Origin of the sequence: Tractidigestivibacter sp. (genome assembly GCF_050946515.1) — a bacterium.
In the GTDB taxonomy this organism is placed as follows: domain Bacteria; phylum Actinomycetota; class Coriobacteriia; order Coriobacteriales; family Atopobiaceae; genus Tractidigestivibacter.
This window is the reverse complement of sequence record NZ_JBMNUX010000004.1, coordinates 74,770-93,694: the sequence shown is the minus strand read 5'-3', so window position 1 is coordinate 93,694 and position 18,925 is coordinate 74,770. Positions and strand designations below refer to the sequence as shown.

The 18,925-nt window shown below is 61.8% G+C and carries 17 protein-coding genes; 10 read left to right on the top strand and 7 right to left on the bottom strand.

Features of this window, described 5'->3' with window-relative positions; all coding sequences use genetic code 11:
* Positions 1 to 24 precede the first annotated feature (24 nt).
* Complete coding sequence (locus tag ACOYJL_RS03760) at positions 25 to 795, top strand: ECF transporter S component (RefSeq protein ID WP_433568879.1); 771 nt, start codon at positions 25 to 27, stop codon at positions 793 to 795.
* Positions 796 to 803: 8 nt separating this feature from the next.
* Here ACOYJL_RS03760 and ACOYJL_RS03755 read toward each other — a convergent pair whose 3' ends face one another.
* Complete coding sequence (locus ACOYJL_RS03755) at positions 804 to 2,132, bottom strand: ATP-binding protein (RefSeq protein ID WP_433568878.1); 1,329 nt, start codon at positions 2,130 to 2,132, stop codon at positions 804 to 806.
* A 20-nt stretch (positions 2,133 to 2,152) separates the two neighbouring features.
* Entirely contained in the window at positions 2,153 to 2,875 is a 723-nt protein-coding gene (locus ACOYJL_RS03750; protein WP_433568877.1) for a LytR/AlgR family response regulator transcription factor, read from the bottom strand.
* Between the two features lie 240 nt (positions 2,876 to 3,115).
* Here ACOYJL_RS03750 and ACOYJL_RS03745 point away from each other — a divergent pair, with 240 nt between their 5' ends.
* Genes ACOYJL_RS03745 through ACOYJL_RS03735 form a run of 3 tightly spaced genes read left to right on the top strand, consistent with a single transcriptional unit; the run spans position 3,116 to position 6,762 of the window.
* Positions 3,116 to 3,283, top strand: coding sequence for a hypothetical protein (locus ACOYJL_RS03745; RefSeq protein ID WP_433568876.1), 168 nt, complete (start codon positions 3,116 to 3,118; stop codon positions 3,281 to 3,283).
* A 10-nt stretch (positions 3,284 to 3,293) separates the two neighbouring features.
* Positions 3,294 to 6,344 carry a glycoside hydrolase family 3 C-terminal domain-containing protein gene (locus ACOYJL_RS03740; protein ID WP_433568875.1) on the top strand — a complete coding sequence of 1,017 codons (3,051 nt, stop codon included), beginning with the start codon at positions 3,294 to 3,296 and terminating at the stop codon, positions 6,342 to 6,344.
* Position 6,345: 1 nt separating this feature from the next.
* The gene (locus ACOYJL_RS03735) at positions 6,346 to 6,762 is read left to right on the top strand and encodes a hypothetical protein (protein WP_433568874.1); all 417 of its coding nucleotides are present in this window, start codon (positions 6,346 to 6,348) and stop codon (positions 6,760 to 6,762) included.
* A 155-nt stretch (positions 6,763 to 6,917) separates the two neighbouring features.
* Here the strand turns inward: ACOYJL_RS03735 and ACOYJL_RS03730 are convergent, their stop codons facing one another.
* Positions 6,918 to 7,904, bottom strand: a complete 987-nt coding sequence (locus tag ACOYJL_RS03730) for a LacI family DNA-binding transcriptional regulator (protein ID WP_433568873.1) — start codon at positions 7,902 to 7,904, stop codon at positions 6,918 to 6,920.
* 270 nt (positions 7,905 to 8,174) lie between these two features.
* Here ACOYJL_RS03730 and ACOYJL_RS03725 point away from each other — a divergent pair, with 270 nt between their 5' ends.
* Entirely contained in the window at positions 8,175 to 8,837 is a 663-nt protein-coding gene (locus ACOYJL_RS03725; protein ID WP_433568872.1) for a class II aldolase/adducin family protein, read from the top strand.
* Positions 8,838 to 9,149: 312 nt separating this feature from the next.
* Here ACOYJL_RS03725 and epsC read toward each other — a convergent pair whose 3' ends face one another.
* Positions 9,150 to 9,827 carry a serine O-acetyltransferase EpsC gene (epsC, locus tag ACOYJL_RS03720; protein ID WP_433568871.1) on the bottom strand — a complete coding sequence of 226 codons (678 nt, stop codon included), beginning with the start codon at positions 9,825 to 9,827 and terminating at the stop codon, positions 9,150 to 9,152.
* Entirely contained in the window at positions 9,827 to 10,738 is a 912-nt protein-coding gene (gene cysK / locus ACOYJL_RS03715; protein WP_433568870.1) for a cysteine synthase A, read from the bottom strand. Before cysK ends, epsC begins: the two co-directional genes overlap by 1 nt.
* A 633-nt stretch (positions 10,739 to 11,371) precedes the next feature.
* Here cysK and ACOYJL_RS03710 point away from each other — a divergent pair.
* Positions 11,372 to 11,542, top strand: coding sequence for a hypothetical protein (locus tag ACOYJL_RS03710; protein WP_433568869.1), 171 nt, complete (start codon positions 11,372 to 11,374; stop codon positions 11,540 to 11,542).
* A 41-nt stretch (positions 11,543 to 11,583) separates the two neighbouring features.
* On the opposite strand, the gene pth2 is transcribed toward ACOYJL_RS03710, so the two are convergent.
* Together pth2 and ACOYJL_RS03700 are read right to left on the bottom strand one after the other, a co-directional pair.
* On the bottom strand, positions 11,584 to 12,006 hold the full coding sequence (pth2, locus tag ACOYJL_RS03705) for an aminoacyl-tRNA hydrolase (RefSeq protein ID WP_433568954.1): 423 nt from the start codon (positions 12,004 to 12,006) through the stop codon (positions 11,584 to 11,586).
* A gap of 173 nt (positions 12,007 to 12,179) precedes the next feature.
* On the bottom strand, positions 12,180 to 13,358 hold the full coding sequence (locus tag ACOYJL_RS03700) for a cation diffusion facilitator family transporter (protein WP_433568868.1): 1,179 nt from the start codon (positions 13,356 to 13,358) through the stop codon (positions 12,180 to 12,182).
* Positions 13,359 to 13,777: 419 nt separating this feature from the next.
* Between ACOYJL_RS03700 and ACOYJL_RS03695 the strand changes: the two genes are divergently transcribed.
* The 4 genes from ACOYJL_RS03695 to ACOYJL_RS03680 all read left to right on the top strand — a co-directional run bounded on the left by ACOYJL_RS03695 (position 13,778) and on the right by ACOYJL_RS03680 (position 18,854).
* Entirely contained in the window at positions 13,778 to 14,620 is an 843-nt protein-coding gene (locus tag ACOYJL_RS03695) for an HAD family hydrolase (RefSeq protein ID WP_433568867.1), read from the top strand.
* Positions 14,621 to 14,736: 116 nt separating this feature from the next.
* Positions 14,737 to 15,606: a methylenetetrahydrofolate reductase gene (locus tag ACOYJL_RS03690; RefSeq protein WP_433568866.1), complete on the top strand. Its 870-nt coding sequence runs from the start codon at positions 14,737 to 14,739 to the stop codon at positions 15,604 to 15,606.
* A gap of 8 nt (positions 15,607 to 15,614) precedes the next feature.
* On the top strand, positions 15,615 to 16,322 hold the full coding sequence (locus tag ACOYJL_RS03685) for a vitamin B12 dependent-methionine synthase activation domain-containing protein (RefSeq protein WP_433568865.1): 708 nt from the start codon (positions 15,615 to 15,617) through the stop codon (positions 16,320 to 16,322).
* Positions 16,323 to 16,337: 15 nt separating this feature from the next.
* The gene (locus ACOYJL_RS03680) at positions 16,338 to 18,854 is read left to right on the top strand and encodes a homocysteine S-methyltransferase family protein (protein ID WP_433568864.1); all 2,517 of its coding nucleotides are present in this window, start codon (positions 16,338 to 16,340) and stop codon (positions 18,852 to 18,854) included.
* Positions 18,855 to 18,925: the final 71 nt, after the last annotated feature.

Genomic DNA, 18,925 nt, shown 5'->3' with positions numbered 1-18,925 from the left:
GCTGCCGTGTGGCAAACTTATCTCATGATAGCTTCACGACACACAACCAATGACACGCGACGGACGGGCGGACCCGCCGACGGGCACGGCGGCTCGGCTGCCGTGGTGCTCGCTCGCGCCGAGGCGCCCGTGCTCGTTGCCGTTCCCATATCAATGATTGCACTTGCTGCGGCAGGTGTTCAGGCAACGGCTGCTCTTACGATGCTCATCGCCTTGCTCGCGCTCGCGCTTCTTCTCTCGAGCTTCGAGGCGTCGCGACCGGCGCTTCGCCAGCTGATGCCCACGGCCGTGCTCTCTGCCGTGGCGGCCGCTGGGCGCGTGCTTTTTGCGCCAATTCCTGATGTGAAGCCCGTCTCGGCCATAGCCATCATTGCCGGCGCGACGCTTGGAAGAAGGAGCGGGTTTGTGGTTGGGTCCTTGGCCGCGTTTCTCTCAAACTTCTTCTTTGGGCAGGGCACCTGGACCCCCTGGCAGATGTACGCGTGGGGCCTTGTCGGCTACGTGGGCGGCGTGCTGGCAGACCACGGTCTTCTTGAGCGGCGGGCAGTGCTCTATGGCTGGGGCTTCGCGTCTGGCCTTGTCTACGGGGCGCTTCTGAACGGCTATTACGTGCTTGGCTACGTGCAGCCGCTTACCTGGCCGGCAGTCCTTGCGGCTGTTGCCGCGGGGCTCCCGCTTGACCTTGTTCATGGAGGGGCGACGGTGGCGTTTCTTGCGGCAATTTGGGAGCCGTGGGGCCGCTCGATTCGCCGCGTGGTGGCCAAATACGACCTCTCGCTTGACCGGAAATTATAGAGCGAGGGCTAGCTAGCTGCCCCCAGGGCGTCGTCTGGCGGCGCTATCTCCTCGGCGTCCTGCGCGTCCTTGCGGTGGGGAATCACCGCGTTCAGGTGAAAGATGTTTCCCCTCACGTTTGTATGCATGGCGCCGCCATAGCGCGAGACGACGAGGCGCATCGACTTCATGCCCCATCCGTGGGCGTCCTTGTCGTCCTTGGTCGTCTGCGGGAGGTTGTCCTCGAAGGTCAGCTGGCCCTTGAAGTAGTTCTCGACGTGGATGATCACCATGTCGCCCCGCTGCTCGATCACCACGCTGATCGTCCTCATGCTGGGGTCGTCGAGGGCCTGTACGGCCTCGATGGCGTTGTCCAGCGCGTTTCCGATGAGCGAGTAGATGTCGCTGGGGCTCATGAACGAGAGGCAGGTGCCGTCGACGATGGTCGAGAGGGCAATCTTGTCCTTGCTGCAGGTAAGGCTCTTCTCGGTCAGGATGACGTCAAGCGGCTCGTTGCCGGTCTTTATCGCCGAGTCGTAGATGCTGACCTCCTTGGCTGCCTCGTCGATAAAGTGCTGGTCAATGGTGGGGTGCTCCTGACCAATCTGGCGAATTTGGTGCCTGATGTCGTGGCACTTGAGGTTGATGGCCTCGATTGTCCTCTTTGAGAGCTGGTACTGCTCGCGCTCGTCCTCCATCAGGCGGGTTATGGTTGTCACCTCGCGGCTCAGGCGGCGGTTGTAGAGCAGCTCGTACTCGAGGTAGAGAATCGTGACGCAAAGCAGGGTGTGCGCCACGCGGCAGCCAAGAATCAGCTCGAGCGGCAAGCTGTAGTTATAGAGCTCCTTCACCACCACGTCGAAGGCGATCACGGCGCAGATCACCAGCACGATCGCGCCAAGCGCCACCTGCGGCTGCACGAGCTCCAGGCCGCTTTGCTTGATGCGCGAGATGAGCGCCACGTAGCACAGGGCGTATACCACCACAAAGGGGAGCACCTGCCAGACGATGTTGACCGAGAGGCTCTTCCCGAGAAGCGCAAAGGCCCCAGACGAAATGCCGCTGGCGAGGTTCTGCATGGTGTAGCCGGCCGTGCTGCAGAACAGGGCCGACCAGACGGACGACTCGAAGACGAAGTACGTGATCGCGCTCGCGGCGCAGATCGTCAGGGAGAACACCACGACGATGAGCACTGGATTGCTTGCGATCTGGGACATGAGAAGAGCGAGCAGCGCGGACCATGCCAGCACAAAGAGGCAGGCCGCAATGGCCCTGGGCCTTGTCGGCTCTCGACGGGGGAGGCTCCACGCAAAGAGGAACGCCGCAGCAAGAATCTGTATGCAGGTGAAAAGAGACATTGGAAGCTCTCTCAAATACATCAGCTACTACCTCCCAAGTAGTCGGCGAAGGCCTCGATGCAGGGGCGCCTTCGCGCACGGCTGGCGTAGAGCCGCTCGCCCGTCGAGAGGACGATCTCGCCGTTCTTCATCGAGCGGATGTGGTCCATGTTGACGATGCAGCTGCTTGAGATGCGCAGAAACGAGCTTTGGCCCAGCTGCTCCTCAAGCTTGGTAAGGCTGCCGCGCACGTGCAGGGGCTCTTCGTCCTTTGGTGCGCCAACAACGTGGTAGACGAGGTCATGCTTGACCGTCTCTATGTAGAGGATCTCCCAGTATTCGAGCACGCTGATGCCGTCGCGCGTGGCGACCGTGAGGCGCTTGTGGCCGCCACGTTCCATGGCACGCACGGCCTTGTCCATGCGCATCGAGAAGCTGTAGTAGCTCACGGGCTTCACGATGAAGTCGAGCGCGTTCACCTGGTATCCCATGACGGCGTACTGGGCGAGGTTGGTCACAAAGATAAGCGGGGTCGTCTTGTCATAGGCGCGCATGAGCTCTGCGGCCTCCATGCCGCTTATACCGGGCAGGTCGATGTCCATGAAGACGAGGTCGCACGAGCGCTCCTTCTTCAGAAACTCGACCGCCGAGGCAAAGCGAACGACGGAAAACTCCATGCCGAACTCGCGTCCATAGCGCTCGATGCAGTCCTCGAGCGTCTCGGCTGCGCTGTCGTCGTCCTCCACGATGATGATCTGGTACATGGCTCCCCTTTGTCCAACGAGATTCTATCAGTATCGCTACCTGCGCTTTTGGCTCTCGGGGGAGCTTGCTTTCTCGTGCCGTCGGGTGGTCGAAATTCCCAAATCGGGCGACTCGCCTACCGAATATGGCAACTGGAAGCTTCCTTAACGAACCGGCCATATGGTGCCTGCGAAGGCAATGCGCCGCAGGGAAGGGTCTAGCGACCGCATGGCCGCCAGGAGATACGGAAGGTGATGAGCATGGCAATCAAGAAGGTCCGCAAGGAAGTCTGGAAGGGAATTGCCGCAATCGCGTTGGCGCTGCTTGTGATTCTGGCGCTGGCTACGCCAGTCGCCCAGTCTTACGAGGGGCGCATCAACACGGCACTGGGGATCAGCACGACGCAGATCGTCGAGAACGAAGAGTAGGGGGTAAGACATGGCAACGCCACTGAGCAGGCGCGACTTCTTCAAGCTGGCAGGGGCCGGCATGGGCGCCGCTGCCGCGACGGCAGGGCTTGGAGCTGCACCGGCGCTGGCTGACGAGAGCTCCTCCTCGGCCTCGTCGGACTCCACCTATCGCTACGTGAGCGACTACGGCACCGACATCATGGACGAGAGCGCGCTCCAGACGCTTGAGGAGGACTGCGCCGCAGCAGCCCAAGCAGAGGTCGAGGAGGGTGCCGTCCTTCTCCGCAACGAAAACGATGCGCTTCCCCTGCCCTCCGGCAGCAAGGTCACGCTCTTTGGCCAGAACAGCATCGAGTCGACGGTCGAAGAGGAATCTACCGGGGGCTTCGGCGCCCCTCAAAGGCTGAGCGGCCCGTTCTATAGCTACCATTCTGGCGGAGACTCGACCAAGGGCTCCATGATTGCCACCAAGACCTACCTTGAGTGCATGCAGGAGGTCTACGAGGTAAACCAGACCTTGGTAGAGGCTTACCAGACAAGCAACTACAAGCGCGTCAAGTCTGCGGACTCACCCGAGGTTGGCGAGGCGCCAATCGACCTCTACACCGATGACATCAAGGCGAGCTGGGCAAGCGACTACAACGATGCCGCCATCGTGATGCTGACCCGCCAGGGCAGTGAGGATTGCGACCTGGTGCTCGAGGACTCCGAGGGCATCTCCCAGCTTGCGCTTCACCAGAACGAGCGCGACATGCTCTCGATGATCAAGGACGAGAAGGACGCCGGCGTCTTCAAGCGCGTCATCGTCCTGGTCAACTCCAGCTGGGCTATCGAGCTTGGCGAGCTTGCCGACTATGGCGTCGATGCGATCCTCTGGGTTGGAGCGCCAGGTGCGGTGGGCTTCGAGGGCGTTGCAAAGATCTTGGTCGGCGAGGTGAACCCCTCGGGCAAGCTCGTTGACACCTATGCCAAAAACTCGCTGTCCGCCCCCGCCATCACCTACGCGCAGCTCAAGAACACGCCCACGTGGAAGAACCTGCAGGAGGTGCTGGACGCCTGCAACGACACCGACAAGTTCGTGAGCTACTACCTCATCTATGCCGAGGGCATCTACGTTGGCTACAAGTACTACGAGACGCGCTACGAGGATTGCGTGCTCGGGCAGGGCAACGCTGACGGAACTGCCGGCTCCTCTACGGGCGAGGCCTGGAACTACAACGACGAGGTCGCCTATCCGTTTGGCTACGGCCTCTCCTACACGACCTTCGACCAGAAGCTCGACAGCGTGAGCTACGACGACGCGACCGACGTCTACACCGCCTCGGTCACCGTGACCAACACCGGCACGGTTGCCGGAAAGTCGGTCGTCCTCCTCTTTGCCCAGACCCCCTACGGCGACTATGAGAAGGAAAACCTCGTGGAGAAGTCGGCCGTCCAGCTGGTCGCCTTCGGCAAGACCGGCGAGCTTGAGGCCGGAGCCTCCGAGACCGTCGAGATCACCGTCGAGCGCTACCTGCTTGCGAGCTACGACTACAAGGCCACCAAGGGCTATATCCTCTCGGCGGGCGACTACTACCTTGCCATTGGCGACGACGCCCACGACGCGCTCAACAACATCCTTGCCGCAAAGGGCGCATCGGGCATGACCGACGTCTTGGGCGACGCGGCGTCAGGAGACAAGGACAAGGTCTATACCTGGAACGTCGCCACGATGGACGACACGACCTACCACATGTCCCGCTACGCCTCCGACGTCGAGGTCACCAACCGCTTCGAGGAGGCAGACCTCAACAACCTCGGCACTGACACCATCACCTACCTGACTCGCTCTGACTGGGAGGGCACCTTCCCGACCGAGCAGGTTGCCGTCAGCGCTACGGAGGACATGATGCACGTGCTCGACGGCGTGCTCTACGAGATTCCCGACGACGCCCCGTCCGTGGACTCCTTCACGCAAGGCGCTGACAACGGTCTTTCCTTTGCTGACATGTACGAGGTCGACTACGACGACGATGAGACCTGGAACATGTTCCTTGACCAGCTTACCGTTGAGGAGATGGCGTCCATCCTGCCCGACCAGAACGGCTCGGCAGCCATCGACAGCATCGTGATGCCCGCCTCGTATCGCGGCGACGACATGGACGAGCTCGAGCAGGTGCACTTCAAGGTCAACGACTGCTCAGGCTTCCTCTGGCCCTCCATCATGATCTCTGCGAGCTCTTGGAACGCGGAGGAGCAGAGCCGCCGCGCGCAGCTTACCGCCAACGAGGCGTACTTCATGGGCTGCAACGAAATCTGGTCCGGCGGCCCCAACATTCACCGCACGCCCTTCAACGGCCGCGCCACGGCCTACTACTCCGAGGACGGCATGGTTGGCTACTACCTGGGCCAGCTCCAGTCCGAGGCGTGCAACAAGTACGGCATCATCCTTGGTCTCAAGCACTTCTGCGTGAACGACCAGGAGGCCTGCCGCGAGTCTGCGGCGACGTTTTTGAACGAGCAGACGCTGCGCGAGCAGTACATGCGCGCCTTCGAGGGCGCATATGCCAAGGGCGGCTGCAGCGGCATGATGACCGCCTTCAACCGCATCGGGTGCAGGTACTGCGGGAGCTCCTCCGAGCTCCTTCAGGACGTGCTGCGCGGCGAGTGGGCGGCGCACGTCGTCGTGTGCTCTGATGCCTGCGTCGGCTCTGACTACAAGACGCACTATGCCACCAACATCCAGGCTGGCTTGGACTACTGGTGCTGGGACATGGCCGGCGGCTTTGGCCCGCAGGCTGCCGCCTCAGAGGACACGAAGGTCTCCGACGGCGTCATTGCCGACATGATCAACAACGGCGACGGCTACATGCTCCAGCTCCTGAGGAACGCGACCAAGAACCAGGTCTACTGCGAGTCCCGCACGATCATGGTGAACGGCCTTGCGGGTAACGCGACCATCGTCCACACCACGCCGTGGTGGGAGACCGCGCTGACCGGCACCACCGTTGCCACCGGCGTCGTTGGCGCCGCTGCGCTGGGTCTCTATCTTGCGAAGTCCTTTGCCTGGGATGGCAAGGCCGAGAAGGGAGGCGAGTAGCATGGCTCAGGATCAGAAGAAGTCGCTTCTCGTGAGCAAGAGGGTCACCTGCTACCTCAACTTGGTCGTCGCCGTGATTTTGATAGTCGCTGCAATCATGTCGCTTGCGACGAGCGGGACGGACCTTGACGCCTCGGTGCCGGTGATGCTGTTTGTCGGCGCCGCTTGCGCGGCCGTGTTCGCCATGGTTCCCAACAAGATCGCCGACCTTGGCAACCTGGCTACCGTCTGCTGCATCGCCTATGCGCTCGCCGCTCACCTTATTGCGAGCATCAACACCATCGTGAACGCGATGACGGGAATCACGATGTTCAACTCGGGCAGCAGCTTCACCACGGTCGTTGCCCTTGCCGCAATCATGGCGGCAGCGCTTGTCGTGGAGATCGTCTCCTGCTTCATGAGCCGCGACGCAAAGTAGCCGTCACGGAGTAGGGGCACCTGGCAGCCAGATCTGGCGCAGGCTGCAACGCTGCGATACCTCCCTTTTCTTTTCCCCCTCCCGCCACGCCATTGCCTTGGCGGGAGGGGGATTGCCCCTTCTTCGAGAGACGTTGCCATCTAGCTGGGACGCTGCTAGCGCGTGCTCGAGCGGGCGTAGACCTCGTAACCCATCTTCAGCTCGCGCGGGACAAACTCGCCCTTCTCCTCCATGGCCTCCACGAGCATTTTTGCGGCCTCGATCCCGCTTGTGAGGTAGTAGAAGTGCACCGTCGTAAGCGAGGGGGTCACGATCTTTGAGAGCTTGGAGTCGCCGACGCCTGTGACCTGCACGTCTTCGGGCACGCGCTTGCCGTATTCGCGCAGGCAGGTGATGGCGCCAAAGGCGATGTCGTCCGTCGCGCAGACCAAAGTGTCTATGGAGGGGACGGCTTCCAAGAGCTTTTCGGCGCTGAGATATCCGGAGTCAACGCTAAAGCTTGCGGAGGCCTGCGCCTTTTCCGGCGATTCGATGCCTGCAGCTTCGCAGGCGTCCAGGAACGCGCGGTGACGGTCGCGACCTGCGGCGACGTCCTTCTCATACACGCCGATGTAGCCGGGGACCTTTGCCTCCTTCAGAGCGAGCGTGGTGATGTCGAAAATTGCATGGTAGTCGTCCTGGAAGACGCAGGAGTGGTCTGCCAGCTGCTGGCCCAAGATCACGACCGGAATCTTGAGCGAGCCAAGAACGCGCAGGTGGGCTGGCGTAAAGACGGTTGCAATCAGTATGATGCCGTCCACTTTGTTGCGCTCGGCAAACAGGTTGAGGTAATCGACCTCCATCTGCTCGTTGTTATCAGTGTTTGCGAGAAGCGCCTGGTAGCCGCTTTGCGCAAGGATCCTTGTAATGCCTGCGACCATGCGGCTTACGGAATGCGAGTTGATCTTTGGGATGATGACGCCGACCAGATTGGTCTTTCCGGTGCGAAGCGTGCGAGCCTGCTGAGAGGGGATGTAGCCAGTCTCCTCGATGACGCGGCTGATGAGCTTGCGCTTCTCTTTTGAGACGTAGCCATCGTTGAGATAACGAGATACCGTAGCGCGAGAAACGCCTGCCAACCGCGCAATCTCGTTGATGTCCATTCCCGCGACCTCCGTCAGCCAGTTCGTACTCTTGCATGAAATTGCATGTGAGAGGGTTCCGCTTTTGTTGCCCTGCAACTTCGAAAGACTTGCTAATAATGGTATATGAGAACGATACCATACGAGACTTGCTCGAAATCGATTCCGCAGATGGTCATTCGTTTTCCGTAGACGCGTCATAATGTGGCCGGGGTGTGGTCGGGAGGCTAGCGAATATTCATCAAAACGGTAGGATGAAACGAGTGCCGATTTCTACGAGGGGGATTTGCCATGCTGATGGAAGGGTCGCGCGAGAGGATCGTTGCCTACGGAAAGCGTGTGGCTAGTGAGGGTCTTGCCGTTGGCACTAGCGGAAACCTTTCGGAATTCGATCCCAAGATGGGCCTCATGGCGATAAGCCCGTCTGGCGTGGGGTACTTCGACACGAATCCTGAGGATGTCGTGGTCATGCGCCTTGACGGGACCATTGTGGAAGGGGAGCGCCGCCCCTCGTCTGAGGCGCCGCTTCACGCACAGACGTATCGCTGCCGTCCCAACGCACGCGCTGTGGTCCATACGCATTCGCCGTTTGCGACGACGCTTGCTGCGCTCGGCCAGCCAATCCGTGCCGTGCATTTTACGATCGCCGACGCAGGCACTGACGTGGTGCCCCTTTCGCCCTATGTCACGTTTGGCACTCCTGAGCTGGCGGAATCTGTGGGAAAGACCCTTGCAGAGAATCCCAAGACGCAGGCGGTACTCATGGAAAGCCACGGCCTTATCGCTTGCGGGGCGTCGATGGACGACGCGTTCACCCTTGCCGTTAACCTCGAGTTTGTCGCCCGCGTGCAGTGGCAGGCCGAGTGCGTAGGGAAGCCGAGGGTCTTGACCCCCTCTGAGATGGGCAGCGTGGCCGAGCGCTTCTCTACCTACGGTCAGGACGCGAGCAAGTAAGAGCCCAGAGCGCAGCGGCCCGGGACCGCGCACAACGGCGCTTCAGCCCCACACGACGCGCTACTGCCAAGTTGCGCGACTTCTGCGGCATCAGAAGTCGCTGAAGTTGGCAGGTGCGGCATCAGAGGTCGCGGAACTTGGCAAAACGGGCATCAGAAGTCGCGCAACCTGGCAGCGACCGGCATCAGAGGTCGCGTAACCTGGCAGCGACGCGGCGCGCGCTCTTGCGGCAAAGAAAAAGCTACGCCCCCGACGCTGGACTGGGGATGCCAGCGACGGGGGCGCAGCGAGAGGGGCAAACTCACAAGCAGCTTACAGCGAGCACGACCAGCGAATGTTCTCGTCGTCCATGTCGAGAGGGTCGTTTGGATCCTCAACAAGTCTCGGCCCGGTGAAGCGGCGGTCGCGAACAACCTTTGCTGGCACGCCCGCAACCGTGACGTCGTGTGGCACATCGTGCACGACAACAGCGCCGGCGGCAACTTTTGCGTTGTCGCCAATCGTGATATCGCCCAGAACGATGGCCCCTGCTCCCACCAGCACGTTGTTGCCTAGCGTGGGGTGACGCTTCCCGCCGTGCTTGCCGGTCATGCCCAACGTAACGTTCTGGTAGACCATGCAGTCGTCGCCAATGATTGACGTGGCGCCAATGACCACGCCTATGCCATGGTCAATCGAGAAGCGCCTTCCGATCTGTGCTGACGGGAAAATGTCAGCGCCATACTTCTTGCGGGTGCGCTTGGCAAGAAAGAGCGCAAGCCCCTTCATGCCATGCTTGTACAGCCAGTGGTGGCGACGGTATGCCCACACTATGTGCGTGCCGGTTGAATAGAGGTAAATGTCACGGAGCGACTCCGCTGCTGGGTCGCGCGCCAACGCGGCCTTGGCGTCCTCGCGCATGACTTCGCGCAGCGGCATCTCGTCAACGGTTCGCGTGTCCTTCTCGCCCGAGTCTAGCGTTGGGACAGGCATGTCAGCGTAGGCGCTCATTAGAGGTCCATTGACAGGTAGCGTTCGCCGGTGTCGGGCAGAATGGCCACGACGGTCTTGCCGGCAAACTCTGGACGGTTGGCAACACGCACGGCAGCGGCCACGGCAGCGCCGGAAGAGATGCCAACGAGAAGGCCGTACTCGTTGGCCAGCCGCTTCTTGATGTCGATGGCGTCAGGGGAGGAGATGGGAAGAATTTCGTCGACTACCTTGCGGTCGAAGTTGTCAGGGACAAAGTTGGCACCGATGCCCTGGATCTTGTGGGCGCCAGCCGGCTTGCCGGCCAGGACCTGTGACTCCTCGGGCTCGACGGCTACCGAATAGACGGATGCCTTCTTCTCCTTCAGGAAACGGGCGGTGCCGGAGATGGTTCCTCCGGTGCCCACGCCAGCGACAATTGCGTCGACGGTCCCTTCGGTGTCGCGCCAAATCTCGGGACCGGTGGTCTCGTAGTGCGCCTGCGGGTTTGCGGGGTTGGAGAACTGCCCGGCGATGATCGAGTTGGGGGTCTGGGACTGAATCTCTTCCGCCTTCTTGACGGCCCCTGCCATGCCTTCCTTGCCAGGCGTCAGCACAATCTGCGCTCCATACGATGCGGCGAGCTTGCGGCGCTCGACGCTCATGGTCTCAGGCATGGTGAGAATGAGCTTGTACCCGCGAGCTGCGGCAACCATGGCCAGGCCAACTCCGGTGTTTCCGCTGGTAGGCTCGATGATGGTACCGCCGGCAGTCAGTTTGCCGTCCTTCTCGGCAGCGTCGACCATGGCTTTTGCAACACGGTCCTTGATGGAACCGCCAGGGTTGGTGGCCTCGTACTTGCCCAGAACCGTGGCGTTTCCGTTGGCGAGGCCAGATAGGTCGACAAGGGGCGTCGACCCGATAAGGGCCTCAATTTCACGTGCAACCTTCATGACAGACTCCTTAAGTCTCTGGTGACGAGGCACGTCGACTGCCCTCTCTAGGGCTCCACCGTCTGACAACTCGTCGATACCTAGACTGCCACTTAATTACCCAGCAAACAAGTAGGAATTAGAAAATGCGAGAATCCCCCTCAACTTTTCCAGGGGCATGAGCGCTACGACCAAGGGACAGGTGCGCTGCGACGGCGCGCCCCTCGAGTCCTGGTCGCGCCGCAGGCGTACTAGAAAATCCACCTTGCGCTCGATCATCAAGCAATCTCAGTTTGAAAACCCAAGGTAAGCTACATGCCGTACAGAGAGCGAATCGATACTTTCAGGTTTCTCGCCTAATAATATTGCGCAAAGCGGGTAGTCTACTAAATGTTGATGGTTTCAAGCCTCTAACGCGGCCTTAGGCCCAATCGATGGGATGTCATGGATTCTCGCTATTCCGGCACCAAAGGGCAGGTTTCGTATGCGAGCGCGCGCCAAGCGCATAGGGGGACATCCGTGCGACCCCGGTCGTCGTATGGCCCTCGCAGGGGTCGTCCGTCTTCGTCGCCCCAGCGCCGGCGTCAACCACATCCTCGGCAAGACACCGGTCAGTTTGCGAAGGAGCACGCTGCGGCATCGAGAAACGCTCACGTGAAGCAGCAGGCAATTCCTCAGCTTCCGGGGTATGATTCGCGCCGCGCTTATGTACAGTACTCTGGCGCCGTTGCGTTTGCGCGTCGTCAGCGGGGCTTGAACGTCTTGCCCGTGCTTGCCTTCGTTCTTCTTGTCGTTGCGATCGTGCTGGCAATCGTGGCCCTATAGCTCACGTGCCGGCGCCACCCCAAGCATGGGCTCCCGGGCTACTAGTACAGTGGCAGCTCTCCGGTGATTGGGTCGATGTCCTCCGCGGCAAGCGGCTCAAAGGCCAGGCAGGTATAGGTGGGTTCGCCATGGAACTCGGTCAGCCCGGCGTCGCGGATAAGCGCTACGGCAAAGCCTCGGCTGCGGCCTTCCTCCGCGAGGTCAAGCAGCTCTTGCTCTGAATCGACGTACACGCACACCTTTGCTACGCCTGCGTCAAACCAGTCAGAGAGGGGCGTGGCGTCCTGCTCGGCATGGTCGAGCCACACCCAGGAGGGGTCTCCGTTCTCGTCAACGGCCAGTCGGAGCTGGTCCTGCCTGCCCTCGCGCACCAGAGCCATCAGCGTGGCCTCAACGCACGCATGGCCTGCTTGGGCGGCAATCTTTCCCTTGCGCATCTTGAGGTCGCGCCTCATTACAATCATCTGCTTTGCTTTGTATGCCACTTTTTCTGCCTTTCTGCGCGCGCAGGAGCGCCGAAGCTTGTATGCATGCCTTATGCACGAAGTCCGGAGGAAGGTGTCTTGCATCCCGAAGGTCGCGGCCCCATGAAAGCCAGGTCCTGAAGGCTCGGAGCCCTCCTGAAGCCTGCAGGACTCTATTGCTTGGACGAGACGTAGCTTTCGTCGATCGTGATCTTGCATATGGCCTTAGGATAGCGGGCCGTGACAATGTCGCTGATCTTCTTCTTCAGCTCGTCGTTTGTGAGCGCGAGGTCATGCGGACGCACGCAGTCAAAGATCACGTTGGTGTGCGTGGGACCGGGAACGGTGCGCAGGTCGTGAATCGTCAGCCGCGGATCGATCTTCTCTTGGATGTTGACGGCAATCCAGTGACGCATGTCTGCAACCATGGGGTCTTTGGTCACTATCGGGTCGTAATGAAGGGTCATGATCAGCCCCTCGTCCTTGAAGTCCTGCTCGATGTTGTCCAGAACGTCATGCGCCTCAAAGACGTCCTGCTCGCCGGCCATCTCGACGTGCGCGCTGGCAAAGAGCCTCCCGGGCCCGTAGTCGTGCACCATCAGGTCATGGGTGCCAAGGACTCCGGGGTAGCTCATGATCTTGTCGTGGATGTGGTTGATGAGCTGCGGGTCTGGACTCGAGCCCAAAAGCGGGTCGATGGCCTCGCGCAGAAGGTCGAATCCGCTCCAGCAAATGAACCCTCCCACGACGGTGCCGGCGATGCCGTCGAGGTCATAGCCAATGACCTGGGAGATTACGGCCGAGGCCAGAACGGCGGCCGTGGAAATCACGTCGTTTCTCGAGTCCGCAGCCGTCGCCTCGAGCGTGGTCGAAGAGATGCGCTTCCCCAAGCTCATGTTGAAGGCGGCCATCCAAGCCTTTACCCCAATGGAGAGAAGAAGCACCACCGTCACTGCAGGACCGAAGTCCGTGGTCTCGGGCGAGAAAATTTTTTCAAATGATGTGATTACAAGATTGATGCCAATTGCCAACACCAGCGCGGCTACGGTTAGCCCGGCAAGGTACTCAAAGCGACCGTGCCCGTAGGGGTGCTCGTTGTCTGCGGGCCGGCTTGCAAGCTTGAAGCCCAAAAGAGAGATCACGTTGCTCGAAGCATCGGAGAGGTTGTTTACGGCGTCGGCGACAATTGAGACTGACCCCACGGCAAGGCCCACGAGCCCCTTTGCCAAGCAGAGCGCGACATTGCAAATGATGCAGACGATGCCCGCAAACTGGCCGTAGCGCAGGCGAACTTGCGGGTCGCTTACGTTGTCGGAATCCTTCACGAATGTCTTTACAAGCCACTCAGTCACGAGTATCCATTCTTTCCCATAATCGATGGCACGCCGCTAAGAGTCGGCATGTAAAGGCAAAGTTTACCCTTTTGGTCGGCGGAGGCGAGAGATATTCGGATTTGGTGCCATGTCTTCACCTCTGCCATTCACAGCCTTGCTTCAATCAATTCCCGAACATATAAAAAACTTTCCCTAACGAAGAGCAACTGGAAGGCTAGTATCTAAGGAGTCGCTGTGGGCTCACCCATGGTGGCTGATTCGAGCGGGCGACCCCCGAGCGCCCGTTCGTCTCGCGCGGCCTTGCTTCCCTAAGTGTGCGGCCCCTGTGCCCCGATCGTCTCCCCCTACGGTAGGGGCCATGGCGGTCGCTGCGCGACGCCCAGCGCCGTGCCGCACTTGGGAGGCAGGGTCGCCATTCTCGTAAAGCAAGGACTCCCATGATCAAGCTCGCTCTCTCTGACCTAGACAACACGCTCGTATGGGGCGACATGCCGCGTGTCGCTACGCCCGCCACTCGCAAGGCCATCCACCAGGCACTGCACGCCGGCGTGCGCTTTGCCCCTGCCACGGGGCGAAAGGCCAGCTCGCTCCCCGAGCTCTTTTGCCAGGACGAGAAGTGCTACGAAACGGCCCTTGCCAACAATGGCCAGACGATCTATCTCGACGGGAAGCTGGTCCATGAGGTTGACTTCTCGCCAAGCTCGCTTCAGCGTGCGGCACAAGCGCTTGAGCCCTTCGGCGACGCATGGCTCGTGGTCGACTTCCTCGACGAGCCTCCGCTCGCCATCGGTGCCCCTATGGAGCTTATAAGAGAGCACCCCGAGCACTTTTGGCGCGTGAAGAGAAGCGCCGACAAGGTGCCTGAGAGGCCTATCCCCAAGGCGAGCGTGCGGGTTATCGCGGGATTCTCGCGAGGCCGAAAAATCCGGCACGTTCTCGCAGATGCCTGTCCTGACCTCGACTTTGTCTTTCCTACGCAGGAGCGGCCCCTGATAGACGTCGTCCCTCGCGGCTGGGGCAAGGGGGCGGCGGGCCTCTGGTTGGCAAAACGCCTGGGGATTGCGCCCGATGAGGTCTGCTGCTTCGGCGATGCCGGTAACGACCTGGAGATGTTCTCGCGCTTCTCGAACTCAGTGGCCGTCGAGAACGCGAAGCCCGATGCTGCCGCGGCGGCTCGCTGGCACATTGGCCCAGCCAGCGAAGACTCTGTGGGAAAGGCGATCGCGGAGATTGCGCGCGCGGCGGCAGCGGGGGAGGATCCCTCGTTCATGCGCGACTAACGCGGCGAGCCTCATTGGGTTGCCTGCGTGTTTCTCGCTCGATTCAAGTAGTAAAACCGCGCTACCATGTGCCCACTGCAAGCTGTGCCGCATCGTGCGCAGAGAGTGGGGGACCTATGAAGATTTCTGACAAGATCAGCGACCATCGCACGCTTTCGTTCGAGATTTTCCCGCCCAAGGGCGACCTGCCGCTTGACGAGGCCTATAGGGTCGCCGCTGCCGTGGCCGAGACAAAGCCGGACTGGATCTCTGTAACCTACTCTGCGGGAGGCAGCGGGAGCACGGGCAACACCGTCCCCGTGGCCCAGAGAATCGAAGAGGTCTTGGACGTTACGGCGCTTGCCCACCTCACCTGCATGGGCGCCACGCGCGCAGACATCGACGACCGCATGTCGCAGCTCAAGGCGGCTGGGATAGCCAACGTGCTCGCCCTGCGCGGCGACCCCCGCCCTGACGTGAAGGTCATGGACTACGTGCACGCCTCTGACCTCATCCGCCATCTTCGCTCGGCATGGCCAGAGCTGTGCATTGGCGCTGCCTGCTACCCCGAGGGCCACATCGAGTCTGCGACCGAGAAGGAATCGATGGAGGCCACCTACGCCAAGCAGGAGGAAGGCGCAGACTTCCTTGTGACGCAGCTCTTCTTCGACAACGAGGACTTCTATCGCTTCCGCGAGCGCTGCCTTCGCTATCGCATCAAGCTGCCCATCATTGCCGGAATCATGCCCTTCACGAGCGTCAAGCAGATTCAGCGCATGGCCTTCAACTGCGGCGCCTCCATCCCCGCCAAGGTGGTCAAGCGCCTTGTGCAGGCCGGGAGCGACCCTCTTGACCAGGCAAAGGCGGGAATGGAATACGCCTGCGAGCAGCTCGTTGACCTTGCGGAGAACGGCGTCGACGGCATCCATGTGTATAGCATGAACCGTCCGCAGGTGGCCCAGTCCGCGCGCGCGGCGCTGCTTGGCTGCGGATACCTCTCCAACTAGGCAAGGCCATGGTCGAGCGCTACAGGATTGGGTCTTTGGACAGAAGCGAGGTGCTGCGCTACCTTGGCTATCGTGGCCAGACAATCTCGGAGGAGCTCTCGCAGCGCATTGACGCGCAGGTAGCCCGCTCCCTCAAGCTGGCCACGCCCTCTGGGGTCTGGCGGATCGTGCCGGTGTCGGGGGTGGTCGAGAAGGACGGGGTTCCAGAGGTGACGCTTGAGGGGACCTCGCTCGTGCTTTCCGGCCATTCGATCGCAAGGCATCTCAGGGGGGCCGTTGGCGCGGCGCTGCTTGTCGTCACGACGGGCATGGGCGTGGAGCGCGAGCTCAGGCGCCTTGCGCTCACGAGCCCGCTTGACCAGGCGGTCTTCGACGCTGCGGGAACCGAGCTTGCCGAGCGGACGGCAGACGCGTGCGAGGCGAGCATCGTCGCGGCGGCGCGGGAGCGCGGGCTTTACACCAACTTTCGGTTCAGCCCGGGCTACGGCGACTTGCCCCTCAAGACGCAGCCGGAGCTCCTCCGCACCCTTGACGCCCAGCGCCAGCTAGGCGTCACGCTGACGGAGAGCCTGCTGATGATTCCTACCAAGAGCGTCTCTGCCGTCATCGGGCTCTTTCCCGAGCCGCGGGACGAGAAGCGCCAGAAGAGCTGCAGCGGCTGCCGCTGCTTTGACTTTTGCAACATTCGCCTTGCGGGGACAACCTGCAGGAGCTAGCGAGAAGGGAGCGTCATGAGCGAAGGCGAGAAGACAGGTCGCTGGCCAAAGGCGCGCTTTGAGAGCCGTCCGCGCCGCGTGAAGGACGCGCACCTTGCCGCGGTGCTCGAAGGCAAGGAGTTCCTGCTCTTTGACGGCGCCATGGGAACCCAGCTTCAGGCGCGCGGGCTCGCCGCGGGCGAGCTTCCCGAGCTTTTGTGCCTGTCCAATCCCGACGAGGTCACGGCCGTGCATGCCGCCTACGTTGCGGCAGGCTCCGAGGTCGTGACGTCCAACACGTTTGGCGCCAACGCCGCCAAGCTGGGAGGCGCGGCATCGGTCGAGGAGGTTTTCTCTGCTGCGATCAAGTGCGTGCGAGCGTCGGGGGCGCGCTATGCGGCGGCAGACATCGGCCCAACCGGCCAGCTGCTGGCCCCGATGGGAACGCTCGCCTTCGACGACGCATATGACCTCTTTGCCCAAGAGGTGCGCGCGGCGGACGCTGCGGGGGCGGACCTGTTTGTGATCGAGACCATGTCTGACCTTGCAGAGGCCAAGGCCGCCCTTCTCGCCGTGCGCGAGAACTCCGACCTGCCGGCATTCGTGACCATGACCTTCGGCGAGGACGGGCGAACCTTCTTGGGCACGACGCCCGAGGCCGCGGCCGTCACGCTGGGCTCGCTGGGGGCCGACGTGCTTGGGATTAACTGCGGCCTAGGTCCCTCGGCGGTGGCTCCGCTCGTCAAGCGCATGCTTCCCTGGGCGAGCTGTCCTGTGATGGCGCAGGCCAATGCCGGGCTTCCTCGGGTTGTGGACGGCGTCACTACCTACGACGTGGGGCCAGAAGAGTATGCGCGGGCGGTCGAGGAGATGCTCGATGCCGGCGTTACGGTGATCGGCGGCTGCTGCGGCACCACGCCCCAGCACATCGCCGCCGAGCGCGCGCTTCTCGCCGGACGCACGCCAGCGCCTCGGAAGACCAACAAGAGCTTTGCCGTTGCCAGCGCGCAGCAGATTTGCTCGCTCGATCAGGGGCAGGTCGGCGTCATTGGCGAGCGCATCAACCCAACCGGGAAGAAGCTGATGAAGGAGGCGCTTCGCTCGGGGAATCACGACTACGTGATGCGCATGGCCATCGAGCAGGAGTCGGCCGGCGCGCAGATCCTAGACGTGAACGCCGGCCTTCCCGAGATTGACGAGCGGGCGGTCATGCTTCAGCTTGTGGACGAGCTGCAGGGCGTATCGACGTTGCCGTTGCAAATTGACTCCGCCGACCCAGCCGTGATCGAGGCGGCGGTGCGCAGCTATCCAGGAAAGCCCCTCATCAACTCGACGAACGGACGGTCTGAGGTTATGGCCGCGGTTCTGCCCATCGTGAAGCACTACGGCTGCGCTGTGGTGTGCCTCACGCTGGACGAGCAGGGCATCCCCAAGACCGCCGAGGGTCGCTTGGACGTGGCAAGAAAGATCGTTGCGGAGGCTGACAGGCTGGGCATTCCTCGGCAGGACTTGGTGGTCGACTGCCTTACGATGGCCGCCTCCACCGACCAGGCGCAGCCGGGGGCGACCCTCGACGCCATTCGCATGGTGAAGCGCGAGCTTGCCGGCGTGCGGTGCGTGCTGGGCGTGAGCAACGTGAGCTTCGGCCTGCCGTTTAGGCCCCTTGTGAACGCGACGTTTCTGGCCGCGGCCTTCTCCGCCGGCCTTGACCTGGCGATCATGAATCCCTGCCTCACCAGGATGATGGACGTCGTGAACTCGTGGCGCGTGCTCTCGGGCGAGGACGAGAGCGCCCAGCGCTACATCGCAGGCTATGCCGCAAGGAGCGACGCCAAGCCCGCCGCTGCGCCGGCGACTGCGGATTCGGCCTCGGCGCCTTCGAAGGGCGAGAAGGACGCAACGCGCTCTTCCGAGAAGCCCGCCTCGGCCGACGAGGAGGCCCGCGAGCTTGTGCTTGCTGGCCGCAAGGGCCCCATGGGGGAGGTCATCGCCCGCGTTATTGACGAGCATGGCCCCATGTTCGCGATTAACGAGGTGCTCATCCCCGCCTTGGACGAGGTCGGAGACCGCTTTGAGAAGGGCACGTTCTTCCTGCCGCAGCTCATGGCCTCCGCCGAGGCTGCGAAGGCGGGCTTTGACGTAATCAAGCAGTCTGTCTCTGCCGGCAGCGACTCCGCGGCAGCCTCTAAGGGCAAGATTGTGATCTGCACGGTTCACGGGGACATCCACGACATCGGCAAGAACATCGTGCGGATGCTGCTCGAGAACTACGGCTACGACGTGGTCGACCTCGGGCGTGACGTGCCGCCGGAGACGGTCGCCGACGCGGTGGAGAGAGACCACGTGACGCTCTGCGGCCTCTCCGCGCTCATGACCACGACCGTCCCGGCGATGGCCGAGACCATCAAGCTCCTGCGCGAGCGCGCGCCCTGGTGCAAGGTCATGGTCGGCGGCGCGGTTCTCAATCCCGAGTATGCCAAGATGGTTGGGGCAGACTACTATGCCAAGGACGCCACGGAATCTGCCCGCATCGCAGAGGAGGTCTTGGGTTAGAGGGGGCCGGCGGTCTAGGTTCGCCCCGCAGGAGGGCCCCTTACATTGCGCTGATATTTGAAAGATAGGAT

What these genes read in the sequence shown, in the direction of transcription:
- ACOYJL_RS03695 (WP_433568867.1), top strand. Translation starts at nt 13,778, where the DNA reads ATGATCAAGCTCGCTCTCTCTGACCTAGACAACACGCTCGTATGGGGC.
- ACOYJL_RS03735 (WP_433568874.1), top strand. Translation starts at nt 6,346, where the DNA reads ATGGCTCAGGATCAGAAGAAGTCGCTTCTCGTGAGCAAGAGGGTCACC.
- epsC (WP_433568871.1), bottom strand. Translation starts at nt 9,827, where the DNA reads ATGAGCGCCTACGCTGACATGCCTGTCCCAACGCTAGACTCGGGCGAG.
- ACOYJL_RS03685 (WP_433568865.1), top strand. Translation starts at nt 15,615, where the DNA reads ATGGTCGAGCGCTACAGGATTGGGTCTTTGGACAGAAGCGAGGTGCTG.
- ACOYJL_RS03740 (WP_433568875.1), top strand. Translation starts at nt 3,294, where the DNA reads ATGGCAACGCCACTGAGCAGGCGCGACTTCTTCAAGCTGGCAGGGGCC.
- ACOYJL_RS03745 (WP_433568876.1), top strand. Translation starts at nt 3,116, where the DNA reads ATGGCAATCAAGAAGGTCCGCAAGGAAGTCTGGAAGGGAATTGCCGCA.
- ACOYJL_RS03730 (WP_433568873.1), bottom strand. Translation starts at nt 7,904, where the DNA reads ATGGACATCAACGAGATTGCGCGGTTGGCAGGCGTTTCTCGCGCTACG.
- ACOYJL_RS03760 (WP_433568879.1), top strand. Translation starts at nt 25, where the DNA reads ATGATAGCTTCACGACACACAACCAATGACACGCGACGGACGGGCGGA.
- ACOYJL_RS03755 (WP_433568878.1), bottom strand. Translation starts at nt 2,132, where the DNA reads ATGTCTCTTTTCACCTGCATACAGATTCTTGCTGCGGCGTTCCTCTTT.
- ACOYJL_RS03690 (WP_433568866.1), top strand. Translation starts at nt 14,737, where the DNA reads ATGAAGATTTCTGACAAGATCAGCGACCATCGCACGCTTTCGTTCGAG.
- pth2 (WP_433568954.1), bottom strand. Translation starts at nt 12,006, where the DNA reads ATGATTGTAATGAGGCGCGACCTCAAGATGCGCAAGGGAAAGATTGCC.
- ACOYJL_RS03725 (WP_433568872.1), top strand. Translation starts at nt 8,175, where the DNA reads ATGCTGATGGAAGGGTCGCGCGAGAGGATCGTTGCCTACGGAAAGCGT.
- cysK (WP_433568870.1), bottom strand. Translation starts at nt 10,738, where the DNA reads ATGAAGGTTGCACGTGAAATTGAGGCCCTTATCGGGTCGACGCCCCTT.
- ACOYJL_RS03750 (WP_433568877.1), bottom strand. Translation starts at nt 2,875, where the DNA reads ATGTACCAGATCATCATCGTGGAGGACGACGACAGCGCAGCCGAGACG.
- ACOYJL_RS03680 (WP_433568864.1), top strand. Translation starts at nt 16,338, where the DNA reads ATGAGCGAAGGCGAGAAGACAGGTCGCTGGCCAAAGGCGCGCTTTGAG.